General features: G+C 65.8%; 11 protein-coding genes. 3 read left to right on the top strand and 8 right to left on the bottom strand.

The window, feature by feature from the left end; all coding sequences use genetic code 11:
- Positions 1-13 precede the first annotated feature (13 nt).
- A complete protein-coding gene (locus tag PMO31116_RS03065) occupies positions 14-787 on the bottom strand; it encodes a sulfite exporter TauE/SafE family protein (protein ID WP_246185110.1) in 774 nt (257 codons plus the stop codon).
- A gap of 360 nt (positions 788-1,147) precedes the next feature.
- Between PMO31116_RS03065 and gshA the strand changes: the two genes are divergently transcribed.
- Positions 1,148-2,770 carry a glutamate--cysteine ligase gene (gene gshA / locus PMO31116_RS03060; protein ID WP_281350088.1) on the top strand — a complete coding sequence of 541 codons (1,623 nt, stop codon included), beginning with the start codon at positions 1,148-1,150 and terminating at the stop codon, positions 2,768-2,770.
- Between the two features lie 67 nt (positions 2,771-2,837).
- On the opposite strand, the gene PMO31116_RS03055 is transcribed toward gshA, so the two are convergent.
- The 5 genes from PMO31116_RS03055 to PMO31116_RS03035 form a co-directional block, all read right to left on the bottom strand.
- Positions 2,838-3,161, bottom strand: a complete 324-nt coding sequence (locus tag PMO31116_RS03055) for an AzlD domain-containing protein (RefSeq protein ID WP_023595621.1) — start codon at positions 3,159-3,161, stop codon at positions 2,838-2,840.
- A complete protein-coding gene (locus PMO31116_RS03050) occupies positions 3,158-3,952 on the bottom strand; it encodes an AzlC family ABC transporter permease (RefSeq protein WP_150565394.1) in 795 nt (264 codons plus the stop codon). The genes PMO31116_RS03055 and PMO31116_RS03050 overlap by 4 nt, the downstream gene beginning before the upstream one ends.
- Positions 3,953-4,171: 219 nt before the next feature.
- Positions 4,172-6,688, bottom strand: a complete 2,517-nt coding sequence (locus PMO31116_RS03045; protein ID WP_425494754.1) for a penicillin-binding protein 1A — start codon at positions 6,686-6,688, stop codon at positions 4,172-4,174.
- A gap of 151 nt (positions 6,689-6,839) precedes the next feature.
- Positions 6,840-7,472: a LysE family translocator gene (locus PMO31116_RS03040; protein ID WP_150565393.1), complete on the bottom strand. Its 633-nt coding sequence runs from the start codon at positions 7,470-7,472 to the stop codon at positions 6,840-6,842.
- Positions 7,473-7,564: 92 nt separating this feature from the next.
- Positions 7,565-7,867, bottom strand: coding sequence for a tetratricopeptide repeat protein (locus PMO31116_RS03035; protein WP_145863988.1), 303 nt, complete (start codon positions 7,865-7,867; stop codon positions 7,565-7,567).
- 311 nt (positions 7,868-8,178) lie between these two features.
- On the opposite strand from PMO31116_RS03035, the gene PMO31116_RS24240 reads away from it, so the two are divergent.
- Together PMO31116_RS24240 and PMO31116_RS03025 are read left to right on the top strand one after the other, a co-directional pair.
- Complete coding sequence (locus PMO31116_RS24240; RefSeq protein WP_150565392.1) at positions 8,179-9,801, top strand: methyl-accepting chemotaxis protein; 1,623 nt, start codon at positions 8,179-8,181, stop codon at positions 9,799-9,801.
- 113 nt (positions 9,802-9,914) lie between these two features.
- On the top strand, positions 9,915-10,316 hold the full coding sequence (locus tag PMO31116_RS03025; RefSeq protein ID WP_150565391.1) for a hypothetical protein: 402 nt from the start codon (positions 9,915-9,917) through the stop codon (positions 10,314-10,316).
- Positions 10,317-10,379: 63 nt separating this feature from the next.
- Here PMO31116_RS03025 and PMO31116_RS03020 read toward each other — a convergent pair whose 3' ends face one another.
- Positions 10,380-12,098, bottom strand: a complete 1,719-nt coding sequence (locus PMO31116_RS03020; RefSeq protein ID WP_150565390.1) for an NADPH-dependent assimilatory sulfite reductase hemoprotein subunit — start codon at positions 12,096-12,098, stop codon at positions 10,380-10,382.
- 139 nt (positions 12,099-12,237) lie between these two features.
- Positions 12,238-14,103 carry an assimilatory sulfite reductase (NADPH) flavoprotein subunit gene (locus PMO31116_RS03015; protein ID WP_150565389.1) on the bottom strand — a complete coding sequence of 622 codons (1,866 nt, stop codon included), beginning with the start codon at positions 14,101-14,103 and terminating at the stop codon, positions 12,238-12,240.
- Between the last annotated feature and the right edge of the window lie 287 nt (positions 14,104-14,390).

Raw genomic sequence — 14,390 nt, 5'->3', positions numbered from 1 at the left:
TGCGGCGCCGTGCTCATCGGATGTGCTGAATCACCAGCTCCGCACCGAGCATCGCCAGGCCGACAAAGAAGCATCGGCGAAAGACGGGCGCACTCACACGGGTGCGCACCCACTGGCCGAGGAACATGCCGCCCAGCGCCGGGACGAGCGCCAGCAGGGAAACCCCGATCGCATGTCCATGGAAGATGCCGTCGTGCGCCAGGCCCGCCGCAAGTGCCAGTGTCGACACGGTAAACGACAGCCCCAACGCCTGAACCAGATCGTCCTTGTCGAGGTCGAGCGCCTGGAGAAACGGTACGGCAGGGATGACGAATACGCCCGTCGCCGCCGTGACCAGACCCGTGATCGCGCCGATACCGCCCCCGAGCGCGCCGGTCCTCGCCCGCGACCAGTGCCCTGGCACATGCAGGCGCACGGCCGCGAGCCCCAGCGCCGCGTACACGAGCAGCGCCACGCCCAGTGCGATGCCTGCCAGGTGGCCGCCGTTGGCGAGCCATCCGCTACCGGCCCATGTGCCGACGCAAACGCCGACCAGCATCGGCCACAGGCGCCTGGCCAAAGCCGCGAAACGCGGACCGGCGAGCAGTTGCCAGACATTGGTGACGAGCGACGGCACGATCAGCAGTGCCGCGGCTTCGGCGGTCGGCATGGCCAGACCGAGCAAGCCGACGGCCACCGTCGGCAGGCCCAGCCCGATGACCCCCTTGACGAAGCCCGCAAGCAAAAAGGTGACGAGCCCCAGCGAGAGCAGGGGGATGTGGTGGGCCATGTGTTGGATCGTCGTCATGGCGCCAGTATCGGCGTCGCGCACGGGGCCGCCAATGCGGCATTCACGCAGGCGGACTCAGGCGCACGCTGAGGCTGGCGCGACCGGCGCGGCATGCGCCCGGGAGGCGTCCGACGCAGTTTGGCGTTTTCAGTTATGCTCAGGCCAAATTCACGCCGTGCCGCGCATCGGGCGCGTCCCCCGGAGCTACCGCTCCGGGGGTCGCGCCGGTGCCATCGGCACCCCGTAGACCCCCGTCACCGCCCCCGCACCGATCATGGCCGTCGTCATGAGGGGCCGTCGGCGACGACAGCCATGCCAATGCATTGCGCCTGCCCAGAGGGATGGAAGTTGGAAAACCAGAATCGTCAACACGAACACATCGCACACGCCGGTCAGGAGGCTGCTCACGGGCTGCTCGACCGGCGTCTGGCGCTCATCATGCAACCCGCCCACCGCGCGCTGCTCGCTGACGGCCTGTCCGGCATCGAACGCGAGACCCTGCGCGTACAGGCCGATGGCGCGCTCGCACTGACCCCGCATCCGCGCGCCCTCGGTTCGGCGCTGACCAACGACGAAATCACCACCGATTACTCCGAAGCGCTGCTTGAGTTCATCACGCCACCCCAGCACGACGCCGCCGACGTCATTGCCCGGCTCGACGAGATCCATCAGTTCGCCTATCGCAAGCTCGGCGCGGAGTTGCTGTGGAGCGATTCGATGCCGCCGGCGCTGCCGCCGGAAGACGTGATTCCCATCGCCGACTACGGCACGTCGCACATCGGCATGCTCAAGCACGTGTATCGTCGCGGTCTCGCGCTGCGCTACGGTAAGCCGATGCAGTGCATCGCGGGGATTCACTACAATTTCTCGCTCGCCGAGCCGGTATGGGAGTTGCTTCGCGCGAGCGAGGGGGCCACCGAGTCGCCGCGCGATTACCAGTCGGCCCGCTATGTTGCGCTCATCCGCAACTTCCGCCGCTATAGCTGGCTGCTCATGTATCTGTTCGGCGCGTCGCCGGTGTTGCACGCCGAATTCCTGCGCGGACGCGAACACGGCCTCGATGCATTCGACGAAGGCACGCTCGGTCTGCCCTACGCGACGAGCCTGCGCATGAGCGATCTCGGCTATCAGAACAGCGCGCAGTCGGAAGTCTCGCCGTGCTACGACTGTCTGCCCAGCTACATCGACGCGCTCACGCAAGCGGTGAGCCAGCCGCACCCGGCGTACGAGGCGCTCGGCACGAAGCGCAATGGCGAGTGGATCCAGCTCTCGACCAATCTGCTGCAAATCGAAAACGAGTTCTATGCCACGATCCGCCCGAAGCGGGTGACGTACAGCGGCGAGCGCCCCGTGCAGGCGCTCGCGCGGCGTGGCGTGCAGTACGTGGAGGTGCGCTGCATCGACATCGATCCGTTCCTGCCGGTGGGTATCGATGTCGACACCGCACGCTTCATCGACGCGTTCCTGCTGTTCTGCGCACTCGAAGACAGCCCGTCGTGCTCGAATGCCGAGAACATGGAAAATCGCGACAACTTCGCGCATGTCGTCAAGGAAGGCCGCAAGCCCGGCCTCGTGCTGCATCGCGCCGGCGAAGCCATTACGCTGTTCGACTGGGCGCAGGCGTTGCTCGATCGCATCGATCGCACGGCGGCGGCTTTCGACGCCCAGCGTGGCGGCGCCCACTATGCGCACTCGATGGCACTGCAGCGCGCCAAGGTGCAGGACGTCTCGCTCACGCCGTCGGCGCGCGTGATGGCGGCGCTCGAACCGCTGCGTGGCACGAAGGGCGGCGCATTCCAGGCATTCGCGCTCGAGCAGAGCAAGCGTCACGCAAAGACGTTGCGCGACATGCCGCTCGATCCGAAGATCGAGGCGCATTTCGAGGCGCTCGCGCAGAAGTCGCTGGCATCGCAGGCCGAACTGGAACGCACGCAAGTGGGCGACTTCGACGCCTTCGTGGCTGCCTATCGCGCCGGCACGCTCGGGACGGTCAGCGTCTGAGGCCGAACGAACCGCTCTACGAAACAAGCGCCCCTCAGGGCGCTTTTTTTACGAGCGTGGCATGGCGTCAGGCGAGCACGCCGAGTTGCCAGGCGAAGAAGACCGCCAGCCCGGCGCCGATAGTGAGCAATTGGTGACGCGTGGCCGCGCACACGGCGATCGCCACCAGAGCGGCCACGAGTTGTGGATTGCGCCAGGTCAGCTCCAGTCCATTGCCGTGGGGCGCGAGCGTCATCGGCACGATGATGGCCGTGAGCACGGTGACGGGCACGAACGACAGCGCCTCGCGCAGCCACTCCGGGAATCTCACCCGGTCGCCCAGCACGAAGATGCCGGCCTTGACCGCCAATGTCACGGCCGCCATGCCGAGAATCGCCAGAACGTAGTTCATTGCGCACCTCCCGCCGGCTTGCCAGACGCGCCCATGCCACCGGGTTTGCGCGCATCGTCTTCGCCGCTCTTGCGGGACGGGCGCGCGCCGTTGCGACGCTTCGCATGCAGCATGATCATGCCGGCCGCGATGCCCAACGCCACGGCCGCGAGCAGGCCGAGCTTGTAGGGCAAGCCCTGGCATGCGTAGGCGCTCGCGCCGGCGACCACGGTAGCCACCGCCCAGGGCACGCGGGCCATCTGGGGCACGATGATCGCAATGAACGTGGCCACCATGGCGAAATCCAGGCCCAGGGTTTGCAGGCGTGGGAAGGCGGCGCCGAACAGCAGACCCGCGAGCGTCCACACCTGCCAGTTGAGGTACATCGACAGGCCCGAGCCGAGGAAGTACCACTGCCCCAGCGGATCGTCCGGGTGACGATGGAAGTGACCGCTGGTGACGGCGAAGGTCTCGTCCGTGAGCAGGAATCCCAGTACCGTGCGCCACCGCAGATCCAGGTGCTTCACATGGGGCAACAGGTTCGCGGCGTAAAGCATGTGACGCAGATTGACGATCAACGTGGTGGCCCACAGCACCGCGTAACCTACGCCGGTGGCGAACAGGCCTGCGGCGATGAACTGGCTCGAGCCGGCGAAGACAGTGAGTGACATGAGCTGCCCGTGCCATGGCGCGAGCGGCGTGGTGGCAACCAGCGCACCGAAAATCAGGCCGAACGGTGCTGCGCCGACGATCATCGGCAGGGTGTCGCGAGCGCCTGCGGCGAAGCTTGCCGCACGGGACGGAGCCGGCATGGAAAAACGTTCCTCGATAGAAGTCGACCGAAGTCGATGCGGGTCAATGGAAGCGGCGCGGGCAGGATCGCGCGCCAATGCCGGGAGCTTAGCGCCTGCCCGGGCCGACGCGCTTGTACGTTCTTGCGCTTGACGTGCTTGAGGTCGAAGGCCCGTGCTCATGAAAAAGCGGCCACCGCCTGGGTGGCCGCTCAGTGCGTGGACGATGCCCGGCGCGGCTCAGGGATGTTTGAACAGATCGAGAATGCGCGCCTTCTCGCGAGCATCCACGCCGCCGGGCGAGGGCGGCTGCGCGGCGGCCGGCGGCGGAGCCGCGGGCTCGGGCGTGCTGTTTCCGAAGAACGGCAGCGAGAAGCCGCCGCTGTTGTCGTCGATGCCGATACTCGCCACGAAGCCGTTGCCGGGCAGTTTGTCGGACTCATACAGCTCGCCGTTGACCACGCTCACACCCGGCGGCATGGCCATTTGCTGCTGCGGCACGCCGTTCAGGGCAACGCTCATGTATTTGGTCCAGACCGGCAACGCCAATTGCGCGCCGAATTCGCGGCTGCCGAGCGTCTTCGGCTGATCGAAGCCGAGCCAGGCCACCGCCACGAGCGTGTGCTGATAACCGGCGAACCACCCGTCGAGGGCGTCGTTCGTGGTGCCGGTCTTGCCGGCCAGATCGGTGCGCTTGAGCACGTTCGTGCCGGCGCCCGTGCCGCGTTGCGCCACCGATTGCAGCAGGCTGTTCATGATGAAGGCGTTCGGCGCCGAGATCGCGCGCGCGGCGTTCACATTCGCGATGACCGGCGTGGCCTTGTTGAGCACGTTGCCGCGCGCGTCGCGAATTTCGCTGATCAGGTAGGGCGCGACGCGATAGCCGCCGTTGGCGAACACCGCATAAGCCCCTGCCAGTTGCAGCGGCGTGGTCTGGCCCGCGCCGAGCGCCATCGGCAGATACGGCGGCACTTTGTCGGCGTCGAAGCCGAAGCGCGTGGCGTATTCCTGTGTGTATTGCGTGCCGGCGAATTGCAGCAGACGAATCGCCACCAGGTTCTTCGAGCGCTGCAGACCCTCGCGTACCGTCATCGGACCGCTGAAGGCGTCGTCGTCGTGCGGGTCCCAGGCCTGTCCGCCAGTCTGCGAGGGCGGCAGGTTGAGCGGGCCGTCCATCACCATCGTGGCGGGGCTCACCCCCTTCTCGATGGCTGCCGAATAGACCACGGGCTTGAACGTCGAGCCCGGCTGGCGCCAGGCCTGCGTGGCGCGGTTGAACTTGCTCTGATTGAAATCGAACCCGCCGACGAGCGCACGAATCGCCCCGTCGTCGGGCGAGAGCGAGACCAGCGCGCCTTGCACCTCCGGCAACTGCGCGATGCGCCACTTGCCGCGCGCGTCCTTCATCACTCGGATGATCGAGCCGGGGCGAATGCGCAGCTTCTCGCTCGCCCGGGACGAAAGTGCCGACGACGCGAAACCGATGCCGTCGCCGCTCACCACCACGGCGTCGCCCGAGAGCGGCACCGCGGTCACCTGCGACGAACTGGCCGCGACCACGACCGCCGCGACGAGATCGCCGTTGTCCGGATGTTCCAGTAGCGTGTCCTCGATCAATTGCTGTCGATCGGGCATTGCCGCGGGCAGCTCGACGAATCCCTCCGGTCCGCGGTACGCGTGACGACGCTCGTAATCGAGCACGCCCATGCGAACGGCGTCGTAGGCCGCTTGCTGCTTTTTCGAATCGAGCGTCGTGATGACCGTCAGGCCGCGCGTGTACGCGTCGTCCTTGTACTCGTCGTACACGGCCTGACGCACCATTTCGGCCACGTACTCGGCATGCACGTTGTATTCGTTGCCCGACGTCCGGGTGCGGATCGGTTCGTGCAGCGCATCTTCGTATTGGTTGCGCGTGATGTAGCCCAGATCGAGCATGCGCTTGAGGATGTATTCCTGACGGATTTTCGCGCGCTTCGGATTGACGATCGGATTGTAGGCCGACGGGGCCTTCGGCAGGCCGGCCAGCATGGCGGCCTCGCCAAGCGTGATGTCCTTGAGATCCTTGCCGAAGTAAATGCGCGCGGCGCTCGCGAAGCCGTAGGCGCGCTGGCCCAGATAGATCTGGTTCATGTACAGCTCGAGAATCTTGTCCTTCGACAGCGCGGACTCGATCTTGTAGGCGAGCAGCATTTCGTAGATCTTGCGCGTGGCGGTCTTCTCGCGCGAGAGGAAGAAGTTGCGCGCGACCTGCATGGTGATCGTGCTGGCACCCTGAGCGGCGCCGCCGTGCAGTACGTCCGACACCCCGGCTCTCAGAATGCCGATGAAGTCGACGCCGCCATGATCGTAGAAGCGGTAGTCCTCGATCGCGAGCACGGCCTTCTTCATCACGTCCGGAATCTGGTCGATCGTGACGAGACTGCGGCGCTCCTCGCCGAATTCGCCGATCAGCACGTTATCGGACGTGTAGACGCGCAGCGGCACCTTCGGGCGATAGTCGGTAATGACGTCGAGCGGCGGCAGGTTGGGGCGCATGACGATCAGCGCATAACCGACGATCAGGGCGCCGACGACCGCCAGGCCAGCGAGCGTGGCCAGGACGACGGCAAGCGTGCCGAAGCCGCGCTGACGACCGTGGCGGCTGGTCGAGGCAGCGGGCGCCTGGGATGCGATGGCGGGGGCGTGTTGGCGGATTTGGCGGTGTTGGCGCGCCGGATGAGACGGCGTGCGAGGCGGCAAACAATGCTTCAAGGACATACCCAACGAAAATTGCAGGATGGGAACAGGCCGGCCGGCCTAGCGCTGCGTGGATCCCCGCCGCGCGGCGAAATCGAAGCAGTATGCCACGCCCGGCGCGTCACCCTCCAAAAAAATGGGGGGGACGCCCGGAAGACATACGGCGTATGGGTCAGCGACGGGCCTCCGTGGCCATGCGCAGGGCGAGTGCCCCAAGCACGCCGCCCATGAGCCAGCGCTGGATGCGCAGCCATGCCGGACGCTGGCCGAGGAATCGCGCGATCCCCCCCGCCGACAGGGCGACACCGGCGTTGACCATCACGCTGCACACGATCTGCGTGGCGCCGAGGGCCAGCGACTGCGTGAGCACGCTGCCATGCTCGGGGTGCACGAACTGCGGCAGCAGCGCCAGGTACAGCATGGCGATCTTCGGATTGAGCACCGACGTGAACAGGCCCATCAGGAACAGGCGGCGGTTGCCGTCGCGCGCCAGGGCGCGAACCTCGAACGGAGAGCGGCCACCGGGCTTGAGCGCCTGCCAGGCCAGCCAGAGTAGGTAGAGGGCGCCGCCGAAACGCAGTATGTCGTAGGCGAAGGGCACCGCGAAGAGCAGGGCGGTAATGCCAAACGCCGCGCACAGCATGTAGAAAACGAAGCCCAGCGCCACACCGCCCAGCGAAACGAGTCCCGCGGCCGGTCCCTGGCACAGGGAGCGTGAAATCAGGTACATCATGTTCGGCCCCGGCGTGAGGGCCATACCGATAGCGACCAGTGCGAAGGCCAGCCAGGTCGAAAGTGCAGGCATGTTCGATGCGTCTCAAATGGGCAAACTGCACGATACCACGGTGTCGCCGGGTTCGCCGGTTGGCCCGAACCGCTCGGTCACGCGATGCGAAATCAGCCTAGCCGTTTGAGAAACACGGTCATTTCCTTTTCGGCCTGGCGGTCGCCGTGCGCCTGTGCCGCCGCGATGCCGCGCGTCCAGGCGTCGCGCGCCCCGTCCACGTCGCCGGCGCCCTGTCGCGCCTTGCCCAGCAGCTTCCACGCGGCGGTGTAGGCCGGATCGAACGCGACGCATTGCGTCAGATGCGTGGCCGCGACCGGGTAATTGCCGGCGTCCAGATAGGCCTTGCCGAGGCCGAATCGCAGCAGCGCATTGTCCTTGCCGCCGGCCAGCAGTTTCTCGAGTCCTTCGATCATGATTTGTATATATGTAATGAATATATAAAAAACGTAATAAGATTGCGAGGCTTCCCCGATCACCGGCAGCGCCACGGCCATTCGCCGTGGCGTTTTCGGTTTCGGCGTTCGAGACGCACGACGCCACTGCGTACGCGTCGACGACTTGACTTGCATCAACTGAACGTCGCGACCCGTCGTGGCGCATGGGCACGTAAACCCGCAGGATGCTCAAGTCTGGTGCACATCGCGCCGATGTGACAAGTGATGACGGCCCGTCAGAGGCACGGATCCACGGGTGGTGACCCATTACGTAAGACGGAGACGACAGCATGTTGCGTAGCTTCTCGATCAAGGCACGCCTTGGCATCACCATGGCGCTGCTGGCGGTATTGTTGATTCTCTTAGGGGCCTTGGGCATCGCGGGCATGACACGCACCGGTGACGCATTGCGAGAGACGTATGCCAATCACCTTGCGGCTACGGTGGCGCTGGGCAAGGACAACGCGACGCTCGCGCGCACCCGGGCCATTCTCGACCGCGTGGTGCTGCATCCCGAATCGCCCGATGGCGACAAGATCGCCGCCCGCGCGCGCGGCATGATCAAGGACGCGAATGCGGCATGGGCCACATATCAGGCGTTGCCGCGCGAGGCGCAGGAGGCGCGGCTCGCGGATGAGGTCGCGCGCCAGCGCGCGACGTTCTTCGACAAGGGCATGAATCCGATGCTCGCCGCGATCGACGCGCGCGACCGCACGGCGATGGACGATCTCACGATGAATGCGCTGCCCAAGTACTATGCGGCGCTTACCGCCGCGAGCGACGCACTGGCCGCGTACAAGTTGAAGCTTGGACACGACACCTATGAGGCGTCGATGACCGAGCTCGCGGCGTTTCGCTGGCTGAGCATCGGCGCGACGGTGTTCGGCGTGCTCATTGCCATCGCTTGTTATTTTTCGTTGCGCGGCGCGATCATGCGTCCTCTCGGCGAGGCACTGACGCATTTCGAGCAGATCGCGGCAGGGCGCCTGGACAACCCGGTGGAGGTGCGCGGCAAGGACGAGATGTCGATGCTCATGCGCGGGCTTGACGCCATGCAGTCGCGTCTGGCGGACACGATTCGCGGCGTACGTCGCAGTTGCGACGCCATGGCCACGGCCACCGCCGAAATTTCCGCGGGCAATACTGACCTGTCCGCGCGCACCGAGCAACAGGCCGCGTCGCTCGAGGAGACGGCGTCGTCGATGGAGCAACTGACCGCAACCGTGAAGCAGAATGCCGATAACGCCCGGCAGGCGAGCCAGCTCGCGGTCAACGCGTCGGATATTGCCGCGCGCGGCGGTCAGGTCGTCGCGCGCGTCGTCGACACCATGCAGGGTATCTCGACGAGTTCTTCGCAGGTGGTGGACATCATCGCCGTGATCGACGGCATTGCCTTCCAGACCAACATCCTGGCCTTGAACGCGGCCGTGGAAGCGGCGCGCGCCGGCGAACAGGGGCGGGGCTTCGCGGTGGTCGCAGGCGAGGTGCGCACGCTCGCGCAGCGCAGTGCAACGGCGGCGCGCGAGATCAAGGGGCTCATCGAGACGTCGGTGCAGAAGGTGGCCGACGGCTCGACGCTCGTGACCGAGGCCGGCCGCACGATGGACGAGATCCTTCAGGCGGTGCAGCGCGTGACCGACATCATGGGCGAAATCTCGGCGGCGTCCGACGAGCAAAGCGGCGGTATCGAACAGGTGAACCAGGCTGTCACCCAGATGGACACCGTGACGCAGCAGAACGCGGCGCTCGTTGAGCAGGCGGCGGCGGCCGCGGCGTCGCTCGAAGACCAGACGAACGCCCTGCGCGAGGAAATGGCGCGGTTCCGCCTGGGCGACGAGGGGGGCACGAGCGGCGCCGCCCGGCGACCGGCGCTGCACGCCGTGGGGGCGTCGCCGCTGTCGCTGGCGGCCTGAGGCGGGGGCGCGCGACACGCCGGTGTGCGGGCGAAAGCGGGGCAGCTTCATGGCGGCGGCGCGCCGAACCGGGTAACATTGCCCATCTTTTGCTCAGTTGAGGGTGTCGAAGTATGAAGCGAATGGCGCTGATGGCGGCGGTGGCCGTGGCTGTTCTGGCAGGTTGCGGCCCGATCAACCAGATGAGCCGGCCCGATCCGGCAACGGGTCGGCTGCTCGACCAGGGGACCGGGGCCGACCGCTTCATGGTGCTCAACTGCATTTATCACGGGTGGAGCGAGCTTTCGCAGAACGTCGATTCGACGTCGTACGCCCGTCCGGGGGCCGACCGCGTGCGTGTATATCGCGGTCAGGACGCGCAGGGTAACGCCATCTACAACCCCTACGTCGACGTCATGCAAGGCGGATTCGGCGCGCGCTTGCAGTATTTCGAAACGCCGGGCAGCCATCTGCCGCGCGATTTCGAAAATACGGTCAAGCGCTGCATGGTGCCTTACTCGGGCAGCAACGACTGAGCCCGACGCCGGCAATTCCATGACGGCAAGCCCCGGCACGATGTGGCCGGGGCTTTTCCTTTTTCAGCCGTGAAAGTCCTCGCGCGCCTCGACCACTTCCTTCACTACGCCCTGGCGCACCAGGAAGTCGCCGAATTTTTCGCCGGCGTCGCGCTCCTTCGCGTAGCGATGGAAAAGGGGCGTGAGCTCGGCCACGATCTGGTCTTCGCTCACCGACTCCTTGTACAGCTTGTTGAGGCGCTGGCCATGGAAGCCCGCGCCCAGATACAGGTTGTACTTGCCCGCTGACTTGCCGACCAGACCGATCTCCGCGATGTACGGTCGCGCGCACCCGTTCGGGCAGCCCGTCGTGCGAATGGTGATCGGCTCGCCCGCGAGGCCTGCGTCGTCGAGCACCGACTCCAGCCGCGTGACGAGGCCGGGCAGGGCGCGTTCGCTCTCCGCCAGCGCGAGGCCGCATGTCGGGAAACCCACGCACGCCATGGAGTTGATGCGCAGGGCGCTCTGGTGCTTGCCGTCGAGCAGGCCGTACTGACTGACCAGCGCTTCGATCTGCGCCTTCTTCGCGTCGCTCACCCGCCCGACGATCAGGTTCTGGTTGCCCGTGATGCGAATGTCGCCATCGTGCACTTTGGCGATCTCTCGCAAGCCGGACATGAGGCGATAGTCTTCCCAGTCCTTCACGCGACCGTTCTGAATGAACAGCGTGAGATGCCACAGATCGTCGGCGCCCTTGAGCCAGCCGTACTGGTCGCCGTTGGTCGTGAACCGGAAGTCGCGCGCCGGTGCGAGATTCCACCCGAGATACTGGTTGAGTGTTTCCTTGAACCACTCCACGCCGCGGTCGTCGATGGTGTACTTCAGGCGCGCATGCTTGCGATTGGTGCGGTCGCCGAAATCGCGTTGTACGAGCAGCACCTTTTCGGCCACGTCGACGATGCGATCGGCCGGCAGGTAACCAATGACGGTGCCGGTGCGCGGATACGTCGCGGCGTCGCCGTGCGTCATGCCCATGCCGCCGCCCACCGAGACGTTGAAGCCTTCGAGCTTGCCATCGGTGCCCACGATGGCGATGAAGCCCAGATCGTTGGCGTAGACGTCGACGTCGTTGTTCGGCGGAATGGCGATGGCGATCTTGAACTTGCGCGGCAGGTAGTGCTTGCCGTAAATCGGCTCGTGATCTTCCTTGCCTGCCCCAAGGCGCTTGTCGCCGAGCCAGATTTCGCGATAGGCGGTGGTCTGCGGCAGCAGATGGCGATCGATCTTCAGGCACCAGTCGAGCGCTTCGGCATGCGCCGGCGAGAGGTGCGGATTGTTCGAGACGAGCGTGTTGCGATTGACGTCGCCGCACGCGGCGATGCTCGTCATGGCCACTTCGTCCACGCCCTTGATCAGCGGGCGCAACTGGTGCTTGAGCACGTTGTGATACTGCACCGTCTGCCGGGTGGTCAGCCGGATCGTGTTGCCGCCATATTTCTGCGCGAGCTCGTCGAGCTTGAGCCACTGCGCCGGCGTGCACACGCCGCCCGGCATGCGCAGTCGGATCATGAATTGATACGCGGGTTCGAGTTTCTGCTTCTGCCGCTCGCTGCGCAGGTCGCGGTCGTCCTGCATGTAGGAGCCGTGGAACTTGAGCAGTTGCGCGTCCTTCTCAAAGATCGCGCCCGTGAGCGGATCGGCCAGCCCCTGCGCAATGGTGCCGCGCAGGTAGTTGCTGGCGTCTTTGATCTTCTCGACTTCGGAGCGCGCCGGGGCGGCGCTGGTAGGCGTAGTTTGCGTCATGTGGGCTTGCTGTCTCTGTGAGCGCGCGGTGCGGGTGCTCGGGCGCGCCTCATGTGCGAATTGGGGACGAACCGTACGCTTATCGCGTTCTCATCGGTGGCGTGTCGCTTGCGTGTCAGGGGCGTGGCGCGCGCCACGTTCAGTACACGTCGCGCTGGTAGCGCTTCTCGCGCTGCAATGCCTTCACGTACTCGGCTGCGGCATCGGGCGAAAGGCCGCCGTGCTCCGCGACGATGTCCACGAGCGCGGTGTTCACGTCGCGGGCCATTTGCTCGGCGTCGCCGCACACATACAGGTGCGCGCCTTCCTGAAGCCACGCATACAGCGCCTTGCCCTGCTCGCGCATGCGATGCTGCACGTAGACCTTGTCTTCGGTGTCGCGCGAGAACGCCAGATCGATGCGCGTGAGCGCGCCGTCCTTTACGTAGCGCTGCCATTCGCGCTGATACAGGAAGTCGGTGCGGAAATTGCGATCGCCGAAGAAGAGCCAGTTCCTGCCCGGCGCATCGAGTGCCTGCCGTTCCTCCACGAAGGCGCGAAATGGCGCAATGCCGGTGCCAGGGCCGATCATGATCACCGGTGCGTTACTGTCCGCGGGCAGCTTGAAGTTGCGGTTTGCCTCGATGTACACCGGCACCGACGCACCTTCGCGCGCAACGTCCGCCAGATAGGTCGACGCCACGCCGCGACGCGCACGGCCATGACTCTCGAAGCGCACGGCGCCCACGGTGATGTGAACCGCTTCCGGGTTGGCGACAAGACTCGACGCAATCGAATACAGACGCGGCTGGAGCGTGCGCAGCGTGCCGACGAATTCGGCGGCCTTGACCTGGCGCGCCGGGAACTGACGCACGACGTCGAGCACGTCGCGGCCGTGGAGATACTCCCGCAACGCCGTTTCGTTACCCGCCGCGAGCAAGGTCTTCAGTTCGCTCGATTCAGCCAGCGCGGCGTACTTCTCGAGGAAGGCGCGCGAGAGCGTGGTGATGTCGTACGCGCCCAGGAACGCGTCGCGCAGCGACAGCGTGCTGTCCTGCGTGGTGGTCGTGGCCTGCGGATCGAGCGCGAGCGTGTCGATGAGTTCGTCGACGAGCGTCGCGTCGTTCTTGACCACCACACCAAGCGCGTCGCCCGGCTCATAGGTCAGGTCCGAGCCTTCGAGCGACAGTTCGATGTGGTGCACTTCCTTGGACGAGCCGCGACCCGAGAGCGTGATGTTCTCAATGACGCCGGCGTCGAACGGATGCTTTCGGCTGTACTGACTGGCCGCCGCGCCGGTGGACGACGTGGCGCTCCCGCCCAGGGCGGCGAGGGTGAAGGTGTCGATGAGCGACGCCGCGCTCGCATTGCCGGCCGTCGTTGCCGTCGTGCCTGCCGTACCGGCAGGCACCGACACGCGCGAGAGCGCCTCCACCGCGTCTTCGATCCAGCGCTCGGCCGGAGCGTCATAGTCGACGTCGCTGTCGACGCGCGGCACGAGACGCTCCGCGCCGAGTGCCGCGAGTCGGGCGTCGAAGTCCTTGCCGGCCTGGCAGAACTTCTCGTAGCTCGAATCGCCCAGGCCGAGCACGGCGAAGCGCGTACCCGCGAGCCTGGGGGCCTTCTCACCGTGGAGGAATTCGTAGAAATCGCGCGCGTCGTCGGGCGGTTCGCCCTCGCCCTGCGTGGAAACCGCCACGAGCAACAGCTTGTCGTTCTTCAGGCGCGAGGCCTTGTAGTCGCCCATCGCGAACAGATCGACCTTGAAGCCGGCGGCAACGGCGCGCGCCTTGGCTTGCTCCGCCACTCCCTGCGCGTGGCCGGTCTGGGAACCGTAAAGGATGGTCAGCGCTGGTGCGGTGGCACCGGTATTGGCCTGCGTGGCAGCAGGCGCGCCGGCCTGGCGCACCGAGTGATTGATGCCCGCCAGAAAACCCCGCACCCAGGCGAGTTGCTCGGTGGAGAGTCCGTCGACCAGTTGGCTGAGCCACTGGGCCTGCTGGGAGGAAAGGGGCGTCTCTTGCATGTCGTGCTTGGCTCCAGGGGCCGGACCAGCATGGGCGCCAGGGCGGGTCGATTCCGTCAGGCCACCCCCAGATGGACCGGCAAGGGGATACACAACACCTTATCGGCTGGCACTTAGAAATTAAAATAATAAAATTTAATTCTTATATATCTATTTTCCATATAAGCATAAGGACGGGGCGTCCCGGTGGGGAGGGCCGGAGGGATGGCAATGTGCGCGATAACGGCATGTTCGCGGTGGGTTCGATGGCAGTGCCGCCCATTCGGGGTCGGATGTGGGCACGATGC

It is taken from the genome of Pandoraea morbifera (genome assembly GCF_902459575.1).
Classification (GTDB): Bacteria; Pseudomonadota; Gammaproteobacteria; order Burkholderiales; family Burkholderiaceae; genus Pandoraea; species Pandoraea morbifera.
This window is presented reverse-complemented; position numbering and strand designations above follow the sequence as displayed.

Coding starts and splice junctions, on each gene's coding strand:
- PMO31116_RS03020 (WP_150565390.1), bottom strand. CDS start 12,098: ATGACGCAAACTACGCCTACCAGCGCCGCCCCGGCGCGCTCCGAAGTC.
- PMO31116_RS03050 (WP_150565394.1), bottom strand. CDS start 3,952: ATGCCGGCTCCGTCCCGTGCGGCAAGCTTCGCCGCAGGCGCTCGCGAC.
- PMO31116_RS03055 (WP_023595621.1), bottom strand. CDS start 3,161: ATGAACTACGTTCTGGCGATTCTCGGCATGGCGGCCGTGACATTGGCG.
- PMO31116_RS03065 (WP_246185110.1), bottom strand. CDS start 787: ATGACGACGATCCAACACATGGCCCACCACATCCCCCTGCTCTCGCTG.
- PMO31116_RS03040 (WP_150565393.1), bottom strand. CDS start 7,472: ATGCCTGCACTTTCGACCTGGCTGGCCTTCGCACTGGTCGCTATCGGT.
- PMO31116_RS03045 (WP_425494754.1), bottom strand. CDS start 6,688: ATGTCCTTGAAGCATTGTTTGCCGCCTCGCACGCCGTCTCATCCGGCG.
- PMO31116_RS03015 (WP_150565389.1), bottom strand. CDS start 14,103: ATGCAAGAGACGCCCCTTTCCTCCCAGCAGGCCCAGTGGCTCAGCCAA.
- PMO31116_RS03025 (WP_150565391.1), top strand. CDS start 9,915: ATGAAGCGAATGGCGCTGATGGCGGCGGTGGCCGTGGCTGTTCTGGCA.
- PMO31116_RS24240 (WP_150565392.1), top strand. CDS start 8,179: ATGTTGCGTAGCTTCTCGATCAAGGCACGCCTTGGCATCACCATGGCG.
- PMO31116_RS03035 (WP_145863988.1), bottom strand. CDS start 7,867: ATGATCGAAGGACTCGAGAAACTGCTGGCCGGCGGCAAGGACAATGCG.